This window comes from Streptococcus sp. IsoGale022, assembly GCF_031142805.1.
In the GTDB taxonomy this organism is placed as follows: Bacteria; Bacillota; Bacilli; order Lactobacillales; family Streptococcaceae; genus Streptococcus; species Streptococcus sanguinis_A.
Genome location: NZ_JAKZJI010000005.1, coordinates 94,526 through 112,405, shown reverse-complemented (window position 1 = coordinate 112,405; position 17,880 = coordinate 94,526). Strand labels below are relative to the sequence as shown.

Annotated in this window: 12 protein-coding genes, 1 other RNA gene and 4 pseudogenes; 3 read left to right on the top strand and 14 right to left on the bottom strand. The window is 44.2% G+C overall.

Features of this window, described 5'->3' with window-relative positions:
- Window position 1 precedes the first annotated feature (1 nt).
- The 3 pseudogenes from RG608_RS11635 to RG608_RS04325 form a co-directional block, all read right to left on the bottom strand.
- Window positions 2-736 (bottom strand): annotated as a pseudogene (locus RG608_RS11635) (ABC transporter transmembrane domain-containing protein); the annotation flags it as partial.
- Window positions 712-850, bottom strand: a pseudogene (locus RG608_RS11630) (ABC transporter ATP-binding protein); the annotation flags it as partial. The pseudogenes RG608_RS11630 and RG608_RS11635, both read right to left, overlap by 25 nt.
- Before the next feature lies 1 nt (window position 851).
- Window positions 852-2,560 (bottom strand): annotated as a pseudogene (locus RG608_RS04325) (ABC transporter ATP-binding protein).
- Between the two features lie 160 nt (window positions 2,561-2,720).
- On the opposite strand from RG608_RS04325, the gene RG608_RS04320 reads away from it, so the two are divergent.
- Window positions 2,721-3,743 (top strand): NAD(P)H-dependent glycerol-3-phosphate dehydrogenase, encoded by a 1,023-nt coding sequence (locus tag RG608_RS04320; protein WP_268687681.1) that lies wholly within the window; start codon window positions 2,721-2,723, stop codon window positions 3,741-3,743.
- A gap of 16 nt (window positions 3,744-3,759) precedes the next feature.
- Window positions 3,760-4,665, top strand: a complete 906-nt coding sequence (gene galU / locus RG608_RS04315) for a UTP--glucose-1-phosphate uridylyltransferase GalU (RefSeq protein ID WP_268687682.1) — start codon at window positions 3,760-3,762, stop codon at window positions 4,663-4,665.
- A gap of 100 nt (window positions 4,666-4,765) precedes the next feature.
- Here galU and RG608_RS04310 read toward each other — a convergent pair whose 3' ends face one another.
- From RG608_RS04310 to RG608_RS04260, 11 genes and pseudogenes are all read right to left on the bottom strand, one after another.
- Window positions 4,766-5,449 carry a rhomboid family intramembrane serine protease gene (locus RG608_RS04310; protein WP_268687683.1) on the bottom strand — a complete coding sequence of 228 codons (684 nt, stop codon included), beginning with the start codon at window positions 5,447-5,449 and terminating at the stop codon, window positions 4,766-4,768.
- Complete coding sequence (locus RG608_RS04305) at window positions 5,433-5,969, bottom strand: 5-formyltetrahydrofolate cyclo-ligase (RefSeq protein ID WP_268687684.1); 537 nt, start codon at window positions 5,967-5,969, stop codon at window positions 5,433-5,435. The genes RG608_RS04310 and RG608_RS04305 overlap by 17 nt, the downstream gene beginning before the upstream one ends.
- A gap of 20 nt (window positions 5,970-5,989) precedes the next feature.
- Entirely contained in the window at window positions 5,990-7,123 is a 1,134-nt protein-coding gene (locus RG608_RS04300; RefSeq protein WP_268687685.1) for an N-acetyldiaminopimelate deacetylase, read from the bottom strand.
- A gap of 76 nt (window positions 7,124-7,199) precedes the next feature.
- Window positions 7,200-7,898 carry a 2,3,4,5-tetrahydropyridine-2,6-dicarboxylate N-acetyltransferase gene (gene dapD / locus RG608_RS04295; protein WP_268687686.1) on the bottom strand — a complete coding sequence of 233 codons (699 nt, stop codon included), beginning with the start codon at window positions 7,896-7,898 and terminating at the stop codon, window positions 7,200-7,202.
- A gap of 349 nt (window positions 7,899-8,247) precedes the next feature.
- On the bottom strand, window positions 8,248-9,261 hold the full coding sequence (locus RG608_RS04290; protein ID WP_308946587.1) for a hypothetical protein: 1,014 nt from the start codon (window positions 9,259-9,261) through the stop codon (window positions 8,248-8,250).
- A 30-nt stretch (window positions 9,262-9,291) separates the two neighbouring features.
- Window positions 9,292-10,229, bottom strand: a pseudogene (locus tag RG608_RS04285) (hypothetical protein).
- A 78-nt stretch (window positions 10,230-10,307) separates the two neighbouring features.
- On the bottom strand, window positions 10,308-11,165 hold the full coding sequence (locus RG608_RS04280) for a hypothetical protein (protein ID WP_268687689.1): 858 nt from the start codon (window positions 11,163-11,165) through the stop codon (window positions 10,308-10,310).
- A gap of 134 nt (window positions 11,166-11,299) precedes the next feature.
- Window positions 11,300-12,649, bottom strand: a complete 1,350-nt coding sequence (locus tag RG608_RS04275) for a glucose-6-phosphate isomerase (protein ID WP_268687690.1) — start codon at window positions 12,647-12,649, stop codon at window positions 11,300-11,302.
- A 475-nt stretch (window positions 12,650-13,124) separates the two neighbouring features.
- An RNA gene (ffs, locus tag RG608_RS04270) (signal recognition particle sRNA small type) lies at window positions 13,125-13,222 on the bottom strand.
- A gap of 12 nt (window positions 13,223-13,234) precedes the next feature.
- Window positions 13,235-13,705 (bottom strand): tRNA adenosine(34) deaminase TadA, encoded by a 471-nt coding sequence (tadA, locus tag RG608_RS04265; RefSeq protein ID WP_268687691.1) that lies wholly within the window; start codon window positions 13,703-13,705, stop codon window positions 13,235-13,237.
- A 243-nt stretch (window positions 13,706-13,948) separates the two neighbouring features.
- The gene (locus RG608_RS04260; protein ID WP_268687692.1) at window positions 13,949-15,241 is read right to left on the bottom strand and encodes an adenylosuccinate synthase; all 1,293 of its coding nucleotides are present in this window, start codon (window positions 15,239-15,241) and stop codon (window positions 13,949-13,951) included.
- A gap of 297 nt (window positions 15,242-15,538) precedes the next feature.
- Between RG608_RS04260 and gshAB the strand changes: the two genes are divergently transcribed.
- Entirely contained in the window at window positions 15,539-17,791 is a 2,253-nt protein-coding gene (gene gshAB, locus RG608_RS04255) for a bifunctional glutamate--cysteine ligase GshA/glutathione synthetase GshB (RefSeq protein WP_268687693.1), read from the top strand.
- Window positions 17,792-17,880 lie beyond the last annotated feature (89 nt).

Here is a 17,880-nt window from a genome sequence, read left to right as displayed (position 1 = left end):
CAACATTAGGGTCGCTAAGCAAGACAGCCGAACCAACAAAAATAACAATAGCTGTATTAATCAAATTCATCCCGTTCATGATTGGGAAGAGAAGGCCTGAAAAAGTCCTGCCTTTAAAGGTTGCCGAGCGTACGCGGTCATTCTGCTCAATAAAACCTTTAATGACCTCCCCCTGCATTCCCTGAACGATAACGGCTTTCTGACCGGAAATGGTCTCGTCCATATAAGCATTGAGGCGGCCGACTTCTTTTTGCTGAAGATTGGTGTATTTCCGAGCCAGCCTAACAATGACCACTAGAAGAAGAAGAAAAGCAACCGGTGTGCTAGCTACCGTTATCCAGGCTAATCTAGCATTTTGGACAAACATGATAATCACTAGACCCATATAAAGCAAGGCATTGCTCATAACCTGAATCATGCTCTCGTTTAGAGCTTGCAGGATATTGTCCAAGTCGCTGGTAAAGCGCGACAGAATGTCTCCATCCTGATGGCGGTCAAAGAAAGCAACTGTCATCTTGGACAGCTTGCCAAACAGGCCCTTGCGCATCTCATTGGTCGAATGGGCAATAACTCGGGTCATTAAAACCATGTATATTAAGCTAGAAACAGACAGGCAGACAAAGGACAACAATACACTGCCCATGACGCTGCCAAAAGTCAACAGAATCTGATCAGTCTCACCCTTCTCCACAAAAGCCCGGCCCAACTCAACCAAATGCTGAACAGCCTGACCGACATAAACCGGAAAAAGGACCTGAAAAACAGTCGCTGTTACCATCATCAAGAGCACAATGACAAAGGATAATTTGTAACGCTTAAAATATTGCCAGAAAAATGCAATCGTCCGCATCTTAGTCCTCCTTTCCTTTCTGAGTTTCGTAAATTTCGCGGTAAACATCGTTAGTGGCGACCAATTCCTCATGCGTCCCTTGGCCAATCAGCCGTCCCTGATCCAAGACCAGAATCTTATCTGCATGAACAACGGAGCTAATCTTTTGAGCAATGATAATCGTCGTCGTTCCTTGTAGCTCTTTGTTCAAGGCTTCTTGAACCAGCTTTTCTGACTTAGCATCCAAGGCTGAGGTCGAATCATCTAAAATCAAAATATTGGGATTGTTGACAACACCTCTGGCAATGGACATCCGCTGCTTCTGACCTCCAGAGAAGTTACTGCCACGTTCCTCCACTGCACTATCAAAACTCTCTTCCATACGGTTGATAAATTCACTGGCTTGGGCAATACGAGCCGCTCGCTCCATCTCAGGCAGTGAAGCATTGAGCTTGCCCTGACGGAGATTGTCCGCAATGGTCCCACTAAATAGAATCGCCCGCTGCAGAACGATAGAAACATTTTTTCGAAGAGTTCCCTGGCTAAGCTCTCGCAGATCCCAGCCGCCAATCTTGACAGAACCTTCCTGCGGGTCAAAAAGACGGGGAATCAGCTGGGCCAAGGTAGATTTACCAGCACCTGTCGCACCGACAACACCAATCATTTGCCCCGGCTCAACCTCAAAGCTGATGTCCTTTAGCATTGGCTCGTCATCGTTGGGATAGGAAAAAGTCACATGCTCAAAGCGTAGGCTGCCTTCTAGTTCTTCATCTGGTGAGTCTGGAAAAACCATGGCCGACTCCGTCGCCAATACTTCCTTGATCCGACGGATAGAAATGATTCCCCTCGTCACGCCATTTCCCAAAAAACCAACCATAATGATAGTGAAAATAATCTGGCTAAGATAACCAATAAAAGAAGCGATAGAGCTAACCAGCCCTGGCTCCGCCTGAATCATGCCAGATAGAGTCCAGATAGCCAGGTAAACAGAGCTGTAACCGACCAACATCATCATTGGCTCAATGATTGAAAAAGCATAGCCAATATAGAGATTCTCTGACAGCAGCTCATCAGACACCTGACTGAACTTATGAAACTGGTCTTCCTCCCGCACGAAGGACTTGACCACTCGCACACCACGAAGATTTTCCTTGGCAATGGCATTGATTTTATCCAAAAGAGTCTGGAATTTCTTAAAACGAGGCCCCATCATCCCCATCATGACAGCGGTTAGACCAGCTATGAGCACGATTAGCAAGAAAATAATCCACCAGAGAGAGGGCATGGTCACAATGGCCAGGATGACTGAACCAATAAAAAGGATGGGCAAGCGAAGAAGAATTTGAAAGAGCATCATAGTCACATTTTGAATCTGATTGATGTCATTGGTCATCCGCACGACTAGATTGCCGGAGTTGAATTCCTCGATATTAGCATAAGAAAAGGTCTGAATCTTGCGGAAAGTCTCCTCGCGGAGATCTGATGAGACAGCTTGGGCAATATAAGCCGCCAAGGTCACATTAATCCCTCCTGCCACCAGTCCGACAAAACCGATGCCAATCAGCCACCCCCCCCCATACTGTAGATGGTCTGGCTATTTTGCTCCTGCAGAGCATCTAAGATGTGCTTTAAAAACCAGGGTAGTAAAAGAGAGCTGGCAATCATCAGCGAGGTCATCAAAAGCGAACTCAGGGCATACCATTTATACCGTAATAGACTTTTAAAAAACATGCTTCCTCCTACTTTTTTCATATTTGACTTAGTTTCCTTATTATATCACAGATAAAAACAATGTCAAGCAAGAAATTTCTTATATTATATGGTAAAATGAGATATAGAACTCTAAAACTGATTTAAATTCAGACTCGGAATTTCATCATAAGGAGAAGATATGGATAAACAACGAGTTGCTGTGATTGGTCCTGGTTCTTGGGGAACGGCCTTATCACAAGTGTTAAATGACAACGGACACCAGGTTCGTATTTGGGGAAATATCGCTGAGCAAATCAACGAAATCAACGACGAACACACCAATAAACGCTATTTCAAAGATATTGTACTAGACGAAAACATCAAGGCCTATCATGACTTGGAAGAAGCTTTAAAAGATGCGGATGCTGTGCTTTTTGTCGTGCCGACCAAGGTAACCCGTCTGGTAGCCAGACAAGTAGCTCAAGCTCTGGACCACAAGGTGAAAATCATGCACGCCTCCAAGGGGCTGGAACCCAATACTCACGAACGCATTTCAACTATCCTAGAAGAAGAAATCCCTGCAGAGCTACGCAGCGAGATTGTCGTTGTCTCAGGTCCCAGCCATGCTGAGGAAACCATTGTACGCGATATTACCCTGATTACTGCTGCTTCCAAGGACCTGGAAACGGCTAAGTATGTGCAGGAGCTCTTCAGCAATCACTACTTCCGCCTCTACACTAATACCGATGTTATAGGAGTGGAGACTGCAGGCGCTCTGAAAAACATCATCGCTGTCGGAGCCGGTGCTCTCCATGGATTAGGCTATGGTGACAATGCCAAGGCTGCCATCATTACACGCGGTCTGGCTGAAATCACGCGTCTAGGTGTCAAGTTAGGAGCCAATCCTCTGACTTACAGCGGCCTATCTGGTGTTGGTGACCTGATTGTCACAGGGACTTCTGTCCACTCCCGCAACTGGCGGGCCGGCAATGCTCTAGGACGTGGCGAGAAATTAGCTGATATTGAAGCCAACATGGGCATGGTTATCGAAGGAATTTCTACCACTAAGGCCGCCTATGAACTGGCCCAAGAGCTGGATGTTTATATGCCGATCACACAGGCGATTTACAAGGTTATTTATCAAAATTGTAATATCAAAGATGCCATTTATGAAATCATGAACAATGAATTTAAGGCTGAGAACGAATGGACTTCGTTCTAATAGAAAGGAAATAATTATGTCAAAAGTTAAGAAAGCCGTCATCCCTGCAGCTGGCCTAGGAACCCGCTTCCTGCCAGCTACCAAAGCACTAGCCAAGGAAATGTTGCCAATCGTTGACAAGCCAACCATCCAGTTCATCGTTGAGGAAGCTCTCAAATCTGGAATTGAAGATATTCTGGTTGTCACAGGTAAGTCAAAACGCTCAATCGAAGACCACTTTGACTCAAACTTTGAATTGGAATACAACCTCAAAGAAAAGGGTAAAGACGACTTGCTCAAATTGGTCGATGAAACCACTGGTATCGGTCTGCACTTCATCCGTCAAAGCCATCCGCGCGGACTGGGAGATGCTGTCCTTCAGGCCAAGGCTTTCGTAGGAAACGAACCTTTCGTTGTCATGCTTGGTGATGACCTCATGGATATCACCAATGATAAGGCTGTACCGCTAACCAAGCAATTGATTGATGACTACGAAGCTACTCATGCTTCTACCATCGCTGTCATGCAGGTCCCTCATGATGAAGTTTCCTCTTATGGTGTGATTGCCCCTCAAGGTGAAGGTGTCAAAGGTCTCTACAGCGTGGAAACCTTCGTCGAAAAACCAAAACCTGAAGACGCACCGAGTGATTTGGCTATCATCGGCCGCTACCTGCTGACACCGGAAATTTTTGAAATCTTGGAAAATCAAGCTCCTGGTGCTGGAAATGAGATTCAGCTGACAGATGCGATTGATACTCTTAACAAGACGCAGCGCGTGTTCGCTCGCGAATTCAAGGGCGATCGCTATGATGTCGGTGACAAGTTCGGCTTTATGAAGACTTCTATCGACTACGCCCTCAAGCATCCGCAGGTCAAAGACTCCTTGAAGCAGTATATCATTGACTTGGGTCATAAACTAGAGAAAAAACAAAGTAAAAAATAATTGATTCAAACAACTAACTTTGAAAATAAAATTTTAGCTATAAAAAAGAGGTTCCCAACCTCTTTTTTTGATATTTCATCAGTTATTTTCTAAAGATTCATTAAATCAAAGAATGATGAAAGCCTAGAAAAATTAGAAGGGCAGCCAAGGCTAGATAACCGAATAGGACTAGCCAACGCTGAACTGGTTTAAAAGCATTGCTTGAGCCTTTGACAGGAAGAATGACCGCACAGAGTATGCCACCAATCAAACCGCCTAAATGCCCCGCCAAACTGATACTAGGCATGAAACTAAAGATGATATTGACCACAATCAAGGTCATATAAGACTGTCCCAGCTGCTGAATGTAGCTATCGCGAACGACATATTGCAGGGTCACGATAGAGGAAAAAAGTCCAAACAAGGCGGTTGAAGCTCCTGCTGATAGAGCAGCTGGACTGAAAAAGAAGACAAAGATATTTCCCATCAGGCCAGACATCATATAGAGCAGAAAGAAATTTCGCGAACCAAAAATGTCTTCTGCCTGCCGTCCAATAAAATAAAGAGTAATGACATTTACCACAAAGTGCTCCAAGCCAATATGCACAAAGATAGCAGAAAAGAGACGCCATATCTGAATGGGATTCATGATAATAGTTGGAGAATACATTGCTCCAAATTCAAAGACAGTTTGTGCTTCAGCATAAGAAAAGCCACGTAAAATAAGCATCCCCACAAAGACAAGTGTTGTTAGAATTAACAAAACACTGGTCACAGGATATTTTTTATCATAGATGTAGTTCATAAATCAGTACTTCCTTTACTGCTATATCGTGATAATCAGGCTCAAAATCAGACTGTTGAAAACTATAGATGCTGCTGATGGATGCTCCTGCAAAATCAGCCAGATAACGGTCATAGTAGCCACCGCCGTAACCAATCCGAAAGCCTTGAGAATTGAAAACCACACCCGGCACATGAATCAGATCAATTTCTGTCTTGTCCACAGCCTCTTCACTTATCGGCTCCATAAGACCAAAAGAGCTTTTTTGCAGGTGGCTTTCATCATAATCCACAAATATCATCCGCCCCTGGCCATAGGTTTTGGGCACTAAAACCCGCTTGCCGTCCAACTGAGCCTGCTTGATAAAGGATGCAGTTGAGACTTCATGCGGCATAGAAAGATAGGTAGCGATAACCTGAGCGTTTTGATAAGCTGCTGAACTGAGCAAGTGCTGGGTCAGCCAGCTATCTGCCTGTTCTTTTTCTTTTCCTGACAGTTTCTTCATCTGGTTCAGTACAGTTTGTCTCAGCTCTTTTTTCATGCAGCTCGTCCACCCTTTCCTTATCTTTCGTTGATTTTATAATCTAGGAATTTCCCAATCTTTTCAATAGCAAAGAGCAGTGCTGCCTCGTCCGGTGTCATCTTGGGATGATGGAGGGCATAGGGACTATCCACTCCCAGCCAGAACATGACGCCCTTGACCTTGCTGAGCAAATAACCGAAATCCTCGCCTGTCATAGCCGGCGCAATATCAATCAGCTCCACTCCTTCTTCCTTCTGGAAAAAGTCCATCAATTCGTCTGCTAAGCCAGGATGATTTTCCACAGGCAGGTAGCCACCTTGTTTAAGCTCCAAGTCCAATTCCAGACCGAAACTTTGGGCTAGGCCCTCTGCTATTTCCCGTAAGCGCTTCTGAGTCAAGATGTTCATCTCCTGAGTCAGAGTCCGAATGGTGCCATGCAAAAAGGCCGTTTCTGCGATGACATTGTTGGTCGTGCCAGCATGGAGCGAACCAAAGGTCACAACCGCCCCCTCGATAGGATCGACATTGCGGCTGACAATGGTCTGCACCTGGGTGATAAAGTAGCTAGCCGCCACCAAAGCATCATTGGCTTCATGAGGAAAGGCCGCATGGCCTCCCTTCCCCTTAAAGGTCAGCTTGACTTCACAGGTACCAGCAAAAAGCGTTCCTCTGTTAGTGGCAATATCGCCGACCTTGAGGTCTGGTCGCACATGGAGACCGTAAAACTCATCTGGCAGCCAGTCGCCAAAGGCACCGTCTTCATACATGAGCATACCGCCAGCTTCATTTTCCTCAGCAGGCTGAAAGAGAAAGAGTAGATTATGGGTGGGCTGAGTGCTCACAGCTTTCTCCAGTAGGCCAAGAGCCACCGTCATATGCATGTCGTGTCCACAGGCATGCATCCGACCTGCATGGGTACTGGCAAAGTCCAGTCCTGTATCCTCCACAATCGGCAGACCATCAATATCTGTCCGCCAGCCAATCGTCTTATCCGGTGAACTTCCCTTGATAAAGACCAAAATACCCGTCCGCCAAGTTCGAATTTCCACAAAGTCTAGGCCAGCTGTCAGGCCATCAATGACCTGCATCAGGTAGGCATGGGTCTTGTATTCTTCCAGACCGATTTCTGGTATCTGGTGTAAATCACGGCGAATGTTCAGATAATCAAGCATTTTTCTTTCCTTTAAAATCTTGTCAGACCAGTCAAAGTGTCGGGCCGCACCCAATCAATTCAAATTTATGCTATTTTTAAAGAGTACGCAGAGCGTCTTCCAGAGCTGTCTTCTGCTGGGTCTTCTCGTCAATGGTCTTGATAACTCGTGCTGGAACACCAGCAACCACTACGTTTTTCGGAACATCCTGTGTCACAATCGCACCAGCCGCAACAACGGAACCACTGCCAATTTGTACACCTTCAATCACAACAGCATTGGCACCAATCAGCACATTGTCTCCAACCCGAACTGGCTCAGCACTAGCAGGCTCAATGACCCCCGCCAGAACAGCACCAGCACCAATATGACTATTTTTGCCGACAATAGCTCGGCCACCCAGAATGGCACCCATATCAATCATAGTTCCAGCACCAATTTCTGCACCAATATTGATGACTGCCCCCATCATGATGACAGCATTATCACCAATTTCAACTTGGTCACGGATAATAGCGCCCGGCTCAATGCGGGCATTGATATCGCGCTTGTCCAAAAGCGGCACCGCTGAGTTGCGGGCATCCTGCTCTACGACATAGGTCTTATTCTCCTCTAAGTTCGCTAGGAGCGGCTTAATTTCTTCCCAGTCTCCAAAAAGAACATTGCCTAACTTCACAACAGACCAAGGAATGGAACCGTGCAATTCTCCATCAAAGGTTACCTTGACCGGAGTTTTTTTCTTGGCATCAGCGATAAATTTGATAATTTCTTGAGCGTTCATTTTAGTAGCAGACATGATTTTTCCCTCGATTCGTGAATGATTTAGCCTTTTAGTTTGTTTATCTTCGCAATCTCCAACAACTTGAAGAACAATTGAAGTAAACCAAGAAGCTTGATTAGACAATATTATAACACAAAAAAGGGGATTGCAAAACTCCTATAAGACTCTCTACATGAGATACAGATTGTAAAAAGACACGAACTTTTGTCCGTGCCTAACAAAGCAATTCCAAACCATATACCAACGATATTATTTAATTCTTTCGTTCAAAATGTTCCCACTGTTAGCATCAATGGTCATTTTGATCTTTTGCGTACCGTTCAGAGTTTCCAGCTTATGAGACAAGAACTCCTATTCATTTATTCTATTTAGAAAGATTACTCAATAGGTACTGTCCATTTTCCTGACGGATAAAAGTCAAAGTTATCTCCTTATTTGAAGAGGTTTCATAGTTTACAAGCATCTTCGGCTCTGATTCACCATCCCCATAAACTGAAATATGTTGATATTCTGGGTATTCCTTGATTACTTCTTTAAAGGAAGAACCGCCCTCGCCTGTTTCCGCATCACCCATCTTTAAGTTCTCTGTAATCTGGCCAGATACCTTTTTATCATAGTCGTCACTACCGGGCATAATACTCATACCCTGAAGATGGTAGCTGCCATCCTCGTGTTTCATAAAGGTCAGAGTGGTATAACTAGAGTCAGGTAACCAAGACAATGAGAGCCCTTCTTCCTGAAACGTCACACTGCTGGCCAAGCCAAAATCTTTGACTACTTGTTCAGGGGTCAATCCTTCATCATCCGCACTAACAATGCTCATCTTTTCAAGGTCTTTCACTTCCCACTCATATACATCCTCTTTTGATGGAGCCACAAAAGAAGCAACATCGCTTTGATGTCCCTTTCGAGACAGACTTGGCACACTTCCCCCACCCATAAAATTATTTAGGAAATAGCCACCAAGACCTCCTAGCAATAGTCCCGCTGCCAGACCTATTCCTAAAAATCCTATCAGCTTGCCCGTACTATTTTTCTTTGGCTCTGGGCTTGGCTGGCCAGCGAAGTTTGCAGCTTGCTGTGGTCCGGTAAAGTTCTGACCAGCTGGATTAAATCCCTGAGGAATTTCTTTTTGAAAAGCAGGATTTCCCCAATTATCCTGCTGAGGCATCTGCTGCTGAGGAGCATCAAAAATGGGTTGCTGAACACCAAAATCTTGATTAGGATTCGGCATTTCAGGACTGCCCCCTTCTACTGGGAGAGGCTGCTCCTCTGTTGAGTTAGCTACAAATTGTCCTGAGTCTGATGACTGGACTTGCTGTGGGTACGGAGCCAATCCTTCTAAAGATTGTTCCTGCGGTTTATTTTGTTCTGGCATTGTTTCTCCTTTTATTATTTGAGTTCTATTTTATTTATTGGCAGTAGCGGACAAAAGATAGTTTCCATCCTCCTGCTGAACGAAGAACAACCTATAAGTACCATCATTAGGAGCGTCATAAGCCGCCTCCATAATTGTTTGACTAGTATCCTCACTGAAATCTTCATCTACACGAATATAGATACTCCTCGGACTGCCATATTCCTTAAAAACTTCCTTATAGGAAATGCCATCCTTACCAGTCTTTGCATCGCCTTTTTCAATTTTTCAAAGTAATCAGCCGCCATCGCTTCGTCCTCAGCATTATGCTTGCTTCCTTCAAAGCGAATATTATAGATATGAAGGCTATCCAGATAGAAACCATCTTTTTTCTTCTCAAAATCCAGAGAAGCAGTTTGATCTGTATAATAAATTGGCCAGTCCTCCTCCTCATCATCAGAATCTTGAAGCGTTCCCCATTCTAAATCAAGGCTGTCACGAGAGATTTCTTCTTTTAAAGCCTTGCCATATTTATCAAGAATATCTTCCACAGAAGTACCATTCGTATCTGTCTGAATAGTATTGAACCGTAACTCTGACAAACTATCAATATCCCACTTGAACTCAGTAATATCTGGGTCAATGTACTGATTTGATTGATCTCTCTTTGATGCTCCGGCATCAGCCAAAGGATGCAGCACAGGATATTCCCCTTTGATGACATCCGCTACTCCCATTCTATAGCCCCAGATTCCCCCTCCGATTAGTCCAAGACCAAGAGAGAGCAAGGCTCCGCCTATCAGGATTCCTTTCCAGGATTTATTCTTGGTCAAAGGCGGAGTTGGTCCCTGCGGACTTGAAACATGGCCTTGCTGAGGTTGAAAATGATGCGGGAATCCCTCTTGCGACTGAGCATTCTTTGAAGGCTCAAAAGAATGCTGTGTTTGCTGTTCTGTCAATCTTCTTTCCTCTTTCTTGTTTTTTTTCAATAGTCTTATCAGTTCTCTTTTAATAACGAAATGCTTTGAAAGCAGTCAGTCACAAAAGATAAACTAAATAACTAAAACTTACATTTCCTCTGACTTTATATATAAGAAATTTCCATCTGGCTGGCCTACAAACAATAGGTATTCATAACCATCTTCTGTTTTATAAGTCACCTCAGCAATCAGACGGTTAGAGATAATTTTATTATCTACGTCACGTTCGGTTGTGATGACAATTTCTGACGGAACAGGATGCTTCTTCAGAACCTCTGATAAAGCTGTTCCTCCTTCACCGGTTTCCTTGTCTCCTTTTTTCAAACGTTCAAGGTCTTTGGGAGATAATACGCTCCAATCTGTCGTTTCCTTCCCTTTTCTATATTCTTTAAAAGAATCTCCAACTACCACTTGCCTCAGATAGTAGTTCTGGTCAACTTTATCAAATTGAAAAGAAATATTTTGCTCCTTGTCCCTGACAGAAGGGCCCCATCGGAGTAACAGACGATTGCGATCATATTCTGCTGAACTAGCCAAGCCATAAGTTTCAATGATTTGATCAGCCGTCAGACCTAATCCCTCATCATTTGTATAGCTCAACCGTCCCAAGTCTTCCAATGTCCAATTAAACTGAACCGACTGCCCGTCTGTAGTAAAGCTGTCACTCTTGTCTTTGGCTTCTTCCTGAGCTTTACTCAAACGTTTAATCCTTTGCATATCCTTATTTGTCTGTGCCTGCTTGCCGATAAAATAAGCTGAACCGCTGCCAATCAAAAGACCAATTATGAGAGCAAAAACTGAAAGTCCTATGACTTTTCCGATATCTCCCTTCTTATCAGGCGATACTTGCGGCTGAATCTGCTGGAAATTCCCTTGCATTGGCTGGCTAATTTGATTTTCTTGCCAAGCCCTTTGCACTTGACCTTGTCCATCTTTATCTGACATGGTTTTCTCCTTATACATTTTGTCAATTTGTCATATTGCGAAAACATTGAAAAATAATGACAAATTTTACAATATTATAACATAAATTATTTTTCCAATCAAAAAACCTCCCCTAAGGGAGGCTGCGTTTCGTATTACAAACGTGCATTCAATTCTTTGCTCAGTTCTTCAAATCCTGGTTTACCAAGAAGAGCAAACATATTTCTCTTGTAGGCTTCAACCCCTGGTTGGTCAAATGGGTTGATGGCATTCAAGTAACCTGAAAGGGCGATGGCCAATTCGAAGAAGTAGATGGTATAGCCAAGAGTGAAGGCATCTTGCTCTGGAAGAGTCACATACATATTTGGTACGTCACCATCTGTGTGGGCAAGAAGAACTCCGTCAGTCGCTTTTTTGTTTACAAAGTCAACGTCTTTTCCTTGAAGGTAACCAAGTCCGTCAAGGTCTTCTTCCAAGCTAGGGATAATCACGTTCTTGCGTGGTTTGTCAACACGGACAACTGTTTCAAACATGATGCGAGTTCCTTCTTGGATAAATTGACCAAGTGAGTGCAAGTCAGTTGAGAAGTTAGCTGAAGTTGGGTAGATACCTTTTTGGTCTTTCCCTTCTGATTCACCAGCCAATTGTTTCCACCATTCTGAGAAGTACTGAAGTGATGGCTCGTAGTTTACCAAGATTTCAGTTGCATAGCCTTTACGATAAAGGATGTTACGAACGGCTGCGTATTGGTAAGCTTCATTTTCAGCAATCTTGTCTGAAGTGTAGTCTTTACGAGCTGCATTTGCACCTTCCATAAGGGCTTTGATGTCAGCACCTGATGCAGCGATTGGAAGCAAACCAACTGCTGTCAAGACTGAGAAACGTCCACCGATATCATCTGGAACCACAAATGTTTCCCAACCGTTGGCATCTGCTTCAACTTTAACGGCACCTTTTTGGCGGTCAGTTGTTGCATAGATACGTTTGTTGGCTTCTTCTTGACCGTATTTCTTAACCAAGAGTTCTTTGAAGACACGGAAAGCGATAGCTGGTTCAGTTGTTGTACCTGATTTAGAAATCACGTTTACTGAGAAATCTTTGTCTGCTACATACTCTACCAAGTCAGCTAGGTATGTAGAGGAGATTGAGTTCCCAGCGTAAAGGATTTGTGGCGCTTTGCGCTCTTCTTTTGTTTGCAAGTTTGCAAAGTGGTGGTTCAAAAAGTCGATAGCTGCTTTGGCACCAAGGTAAGAGCCACCGATACCGATCACAACCAAGACATCACTGTCTGATTTGATTTGCTCAGCAGCCTTCAAGATGCGGTCGAATTCTTCACGGTCGTAGTTTTCAGGAAGGTCCAACCAACCTAAAAAGTCGCTACCAGCACCAGTTCCTTTACGGATCAATTCATCCGCTGCTGTTACTTGTGTTTGCATGTATTCCACTTCATGTGGGGCAACAAATTTATCTAAAACTTTTGAATAATCAAATTTAATATGTGACATGATATTCCTCCATTTTTTATTCCACTCTATCATATCGCTTTCATACTTATTTAGCAAGTAATTTATTGTTTTAAAGCGTTTCCAATTTATTTTTTTATAAATAAGCTAAAGCTAGCAACCATCTGAAAGCAATCGTTTGCGTAAGTCAACAAATTTTAGGCCTATTGAGCAGAATATTTTTGATTGACAAGAAAACCAATATGCTCCTTAAGATTGGATGTCAGCTGAATTCATTTCAGGTCCATTCGAACTAGATTCACTGCTCCAATATTCATCTGCGCCTTTCAGGCTTGACTCCTTAAATTTTGGAACGTAGTTCTCGCTTCGCTCAAACTGCGTCAATGCACCTAAGTTCATCTGCGTCCTTTGGACTTGATTCACTTAAAGACTCTATACGGTTTACAGATTTTTTCCTTATGGGAAAAACTGCATCCATTGCTCTAAAATTCATCTGCGCCTTTCAGGCTTGATTCATTAAGAGCAATAGAAAAGAGCACACAGTTTACATCGCTTAGGGCTGCTGGATTCCTCCCCTGACCCGCTTCACGCAAAACTGTTGCTCCATGAATAGTATATCACATTTTTTTACTTTTGGCGACGATTTCTAAAAAAATCTTGCATGATTTGAGCACACTCTTCTTGAAGGATCCCTGTTTCCACTTCTACACGGTGGTTCAGGCGCTCATCTGTCAAAATATCATAAAGGCTTCCAGCTGCTCCAAACTTTTGATTTGCTGCGCCATAGACAACGTAAGGAATGCGCGCTAGACCGATTGCTCCGCTGCACATGACACAAGGCTCGATGGTCACAAAAAGCGTTGAATCCAGCAAGCGCCAGCTATTTTCATGCCGATTCGCCTCTTCGATAGCCATAATTTCCGCATGCATAACAGCCCGTTGCAGCTCCTCACGTGCATTGTGACCGCGGCCGATAATCTTACCTTCTTTAACCAAGACACAGCCGATAGGAATTTCATCATGGGCTAAGGCCATCTCCGCCTCCTTTAAAGCTTCCCGCATAAATGCTTCTTTTTCTTCAATCGTATAATTCATCATTGTCTTTCTAAATCTATAGTCGTCTACCCCATTATACCACAAGCCCGCTGCACTTCTCAGAAAAAGTAAAAGCCACCACTGGGGTGACTTTCAGGAGATTATTATGAAAAAGTTTAGGATTTTTAAACAAAGTTAGGAGGTCTTTGTTTATGCTGTTAGTATAAAATATATATCTTAAATGAGTCTTAATATGAAATTTTCTTACAAAAAAGCACAAGAAGCAATTTCCTTGTGCTGACTTTTTTATAAATTAGACCAGACGCTTTCCAAGATATTGGTCTGCTCGCGGCCAGGACCGACTGAGAAGGTAGAAATACGAACACCAACCAACTCACTCACTCGGCGAACATAGTTGCGGGCATTTTCTGGCAAGTCTTCCAGACTGCGGACACTGGTGATGTCCTCTGACCAGCCTGGCAGCTCTTCGTAAATCGGCTTGCAGCGCTTGAGCTGTTCCAGACTAGCTGGGTAATGGTCAATTCGCTGCCCATCCAAGTCATAGGCTACACAGATTTTCACTGTATCCAGACCGCTCAAAACATCGATGGAGTTAAGCGAAAGATTGGTAATCCCTGATACACGGCGGCTATGGCGCATGACAACAGAGTCAAACCAGCCTACCCGACGCGGACGACCGGTGGTGGTGCCATATTCGTGGCCGATATCACGAATGCGGTCACCAACTTCATCGAAAAGCTCTGTTGGGAATGGTCCATCTCCGACCCGACTGGTATAGGCCTTGCAGACACCAACTACCTTGTCAATCTTGCTCGGACCAACACCAGAACCGATGGTGACTCCCCCTGCAACTGGATTAGAAGAAGTTACAAATGGGTAAGTCCCTTGGTCAATATCCAGCATAACCCCTTGAGCCCCTTCAAAGAGCACTCGCTTGCCTTGATCCAGCGCATCGTTGAGGATAACAGAGGTATCAGTCACATACTGCTTGATTTGCTGTCCATATTCATAGTATTCTTCAAAAATATCATCAAAGTTGATTGCTGTACTATCGTACAATTTTTCAAAGAGGCGGTTTTTCTCAGCTAGATTCCGCTCCAATCGCTCTCTGAAAATATCTTTATCCAAAAGGTCAGCGATGCGGATACCGACACGAGCAGCCTTGTCCATATAGGCAGGGCCTATTCCCTTGATTGTTGTTCCGATTTTATTGTCACCTTTCGCTTCTTCCTGCAGACGATCCAGCTCGATATGGTAAGGCAGGATGACATGCGCTCGATCAGAGATGCGAAGGTTATCCGTCGTCACACCCTCTTCATGCAGGTAGTTCAATTCTTTGACCAGAGATTTAGGATTGACCACCATTCCATTTCCAATGACAGAGATTTTTTCTGGGAAGAAAATCCCTGACGGAATCAGGTGCAGCTTGTACTTCTTGCCGTCAATCACGATAGTGTGTCCGGCATTGTCACCACCCTGATAGCGGGCAATCACTTCGGCATTGGCTGAAAGGAAGTCTGTAATCTTCCCTTTTCCTTCATCTCCCCACTGGGTTCCTACAACAACTACTGATGTCATAATTTTGTCTGAGCTGAAGCAGCTCTTCCTTTCTTGAAAAGCAGGCAGGAATCTCACCTGCGATTATGTTTTATACCTCATTATATGAAAAATTTAACAATTTTTCAAGATGGGACCCATTCTTGATTTGCTTTTTCCCTTTTGAAAACGAATTAAATTTTCACAAAATCTGTATTTTCTGAAATTTAGCGGTTTATTAAAAATAAAAGTTCGGAATTTTTGTAAAATCGTAGCGGAAATTTGTTTTCTTTTTCCGTTTGTAATAGACTAAAATTACTACCATAGGACGGTGAAACGATGACGATTAATCAATTACTGCAGAAACTGGATACAGCAAGCCCTATTCTTCAAGCGACCTTTGGGCTGGAGAGGGAAAATCTGCGAGTGACAGCTGACGGGCACCTAGCTCAAACTGCCCATCCGAGTCAGCTTGGTTCCCGCAATTTCCACCCGACCATCCAAACAGACTTCAGCGAGCAACAACTGGAACTAATTACACCTATTTCTCACTCGACTAAGGAAGCACGGCGCTTACTGGGAGCTATTAGCGATGTGGCTGGCCGCTCGATTGACCAGAGTGAACGCCTCTGGCCCCTGTCCATGCCACCGCAGCTGACAGAAGAAGAGATTGCCATCGCCCATCTGGAAAACGACTATGAACGCCACTACCGAGAGGGCTTAGCGAAAAAATATGGCAAAAAACTACAGGCTATCTCTGGCATCCACTACAATATGGAGCTAGGGAAAAATCTAGTCACTGCTCTCTTTCAAGCCAGCTCCCACCAGTCACTCAAGGACTTTAAAAATGACCTCTATCTCAAGCTGGCTCGAAACTTTCTGCGCTTCCGCTGGATTTTAACCTATCTCTACGGTGCTGCCCCTCTAGTAGAAGCTGGCTTCTACAGTCAGGAAATTTCCCAGCCTATCCGCTCTTTTCGTAACAGCGACTATGGCTATGTCAATGACGAGAATATTCAGGTATCCTACGCTTCTTTGGGACAATATGTAACCGACATTGAAAACTACGTTCAGTCAGGCGAGCTCAGCGCTGAAAAAGAATTTTACTCAGCCGTTCGCTTCCGTGGACAGAAGCACAACCGTGCCTATTTGGAACAAGGCATCACTTATCTAGAATTCCGTTGCTTCGATCTCAATCCTTTTGACCATTTAGGCATTAGCCAAGAGACCTTAGATACCGTCCATCTCTTTTTACTAAGCCTGCTCTGGTTAGATGATGTAGAAAATGTTGATACGGCATTAAAAGCTGCCCACGACTTGAACCAAAAAATTGCTTGTAGCCATCCGCTGACTGCCCTACCAGATGAGGCGGACAGCTCAGCACTTCTGCAAGCCATGGAAGAGCTCATCCAGCATTTTGAACTGCCAACTTACTACCAAAGTTTGCTTGAGCAACTTAAGGAAGCACTACTAAATCCTCAGCTAACCCTATCTGGTCAGCTCCTGCATCATATCCAACAGGATTCTTTAATGGCCTTTGGGCGAGAAAAAGCAGAGGAATATCACCGCTACGCTTGGACTGCTCCTTATGCCCTCAAAGGCTACGAAAATATGGAACTATCCACCCAGATGCTGCTCTTTGATGCTATTCAGAAGGGGCTGAATGTCGACATCTTAGATGAAAATGACCAATTTCTCAAGCTTTGGCATGGTCACCATGTGGAATATGTCAAGAACGGCAATATGACCTCCAAGGATAACTATGTCATCCCTCTGGCCATGGCCAATAAAACAGTCACTAAAGAGATTTTGTCTGCAGCTGACTTTCCTGTTCCGGCTGGAGCAGAGTTTTCTTCTCTAGAAGATGGACTGGCTTATTACCCTTTGATTAAGAATCGACAAATTGTCGTCAAACCCAAGTCAACCAACTTCGGACTGGGCATCTCCATCTTCCAAGAACCAGCTAGTCTGGAAGCTTATGGCAAGGCTTTGGAGATTGCTTTTTCAGAAGACCTTGCTGTCTTAGTGGAGGAATTTATCGCTGGAACGGAGTACCGCTTCTTTGTCTTAGACGGTCAATGTGAGGCAGTCCTCTTGCGAGTAGCAGCCAATGTCGTCGGAGACGGTCAGCATACCGTGAGAGAATTGGTTGCCATCAAAAACGACAATCCCCTGCGCGGTCGTGACCATCGCTCACCGCTTGAGATTATTGAACTAGGGGACATTGAACTGCTCATGTTGGACCAGCAAGGCTATGGACCAGACGATATCCTGCCTGCTGGAGTCAAGGTTGACTTGCGACGCAATTCCAATATTTCTACTGGCGGAGACTCGATCGATGTCACTGACAGTATGCACGCATCTTATAAGGAACTTGCTGCTGACATGGCAAAAGCTATGGGAGCTTGGGCTTGTGGCGTTGACCTAATCATCCCTGACAGCTCTGCTATTTCCACAAAGGAAAATCCCAACTGTACCTGCATCGAGCTCAACTTCAACCCCTCTATGTATATGCACACCTATTGTGCTGAGGGGCCGGGACAAAGCATTACTCCGAAAATACTAGCTAAACTTTTCCCAGAAATGGACTGATAACATAAGAATCGCAGGTATTTCCTTGCGATTTTTGTTTGAATACTTGCGATAAACAAAAAACCTTTCGTTCTATAAACAACACTTAC

Bases quoted from the DNA above. Each gene is read 5' to 3' on its own strand.
- tadA (WP_268687691.1), bottom strand. From the start codon at position 13,705: ATGATGAATTATACGATTGAAGAAAAAGAAGCATTTATGCGGGAAGCT.
- RG608_RS04290 (WP_308946587.1), bottom strand. From the start codon at position 9,261: ATGCCAGAACAAAATAAACCGCAGGAACAATCTTTAGAAGGATTGGCT.
- gshAB (WP_268687693.1), top strand. From the start codon at position 15,539: ATGACGATTAATCAATTACTGCAGAAACTGGATACAGCAAGCCCTATT.
- RG608_RS04275 (WP_268687690.1), bottom strand. From the start codon at position 12,649: ATGTCACATATTAAATTTGATTATTCAAAAGTTTTAGATAAATTTGTT.
- RG608_RS04280 (WP_268687689.1), bottom strand. From the start codon at position 11,165: ATGTCAGATAAAGATGGACAAGGTCAAGTGCAAAGGGCTTGGCAAGAA.
- RG608_RS04305 (WP_268687684.1), bottom strand. From the start codon at position 5,969: ATGAAAAAAGAGCTGAGACAAACTGTACTGAACCAGATGAAGAAACTG.
- RG608_RS04260 (WP_268687692.1), bottom strand. From the start codon at position 15,241: ATGACATCAGTAGTTGTTGTAGGAACCCAGTGGGGAGATGAAGGAAAA.
- RG608_RS04310 (WP_268687683.1), bottom strand. From the start codon at position 5,449: ATGAACTACATCTATGATAAAAAATATCCTGTGACCAGTGTTTTGTTA.
- galU (WP_268687682.1), top strand. From the start codon at position 3,760: ATGTCAAAAGTTAAGAAAGCCGTCATCCCTGCAGCTGGCCTAGGAACC.
- dapD (WP_268687686.1), bottom strand. From the start codon at position 7,898: ATGTCTGCTACTAAAATGAACGCTCAAGAAATTATCAAATTTATCGCT.
- RG608_RS04320 (WP_268687681.1), top strand. From the start codon at position 2,721: ATGGATAAACAACGAGTTGCTGTGATTGGTCCTGGTTCTTGGGGAACG.
- RG608_RS04300 (WP_268687685.1), bottom strand. From the start codon at position 7,123: ATGCTTGATTATCTGAACATTCGCCGTGATTTACACCAGATACCAGAA.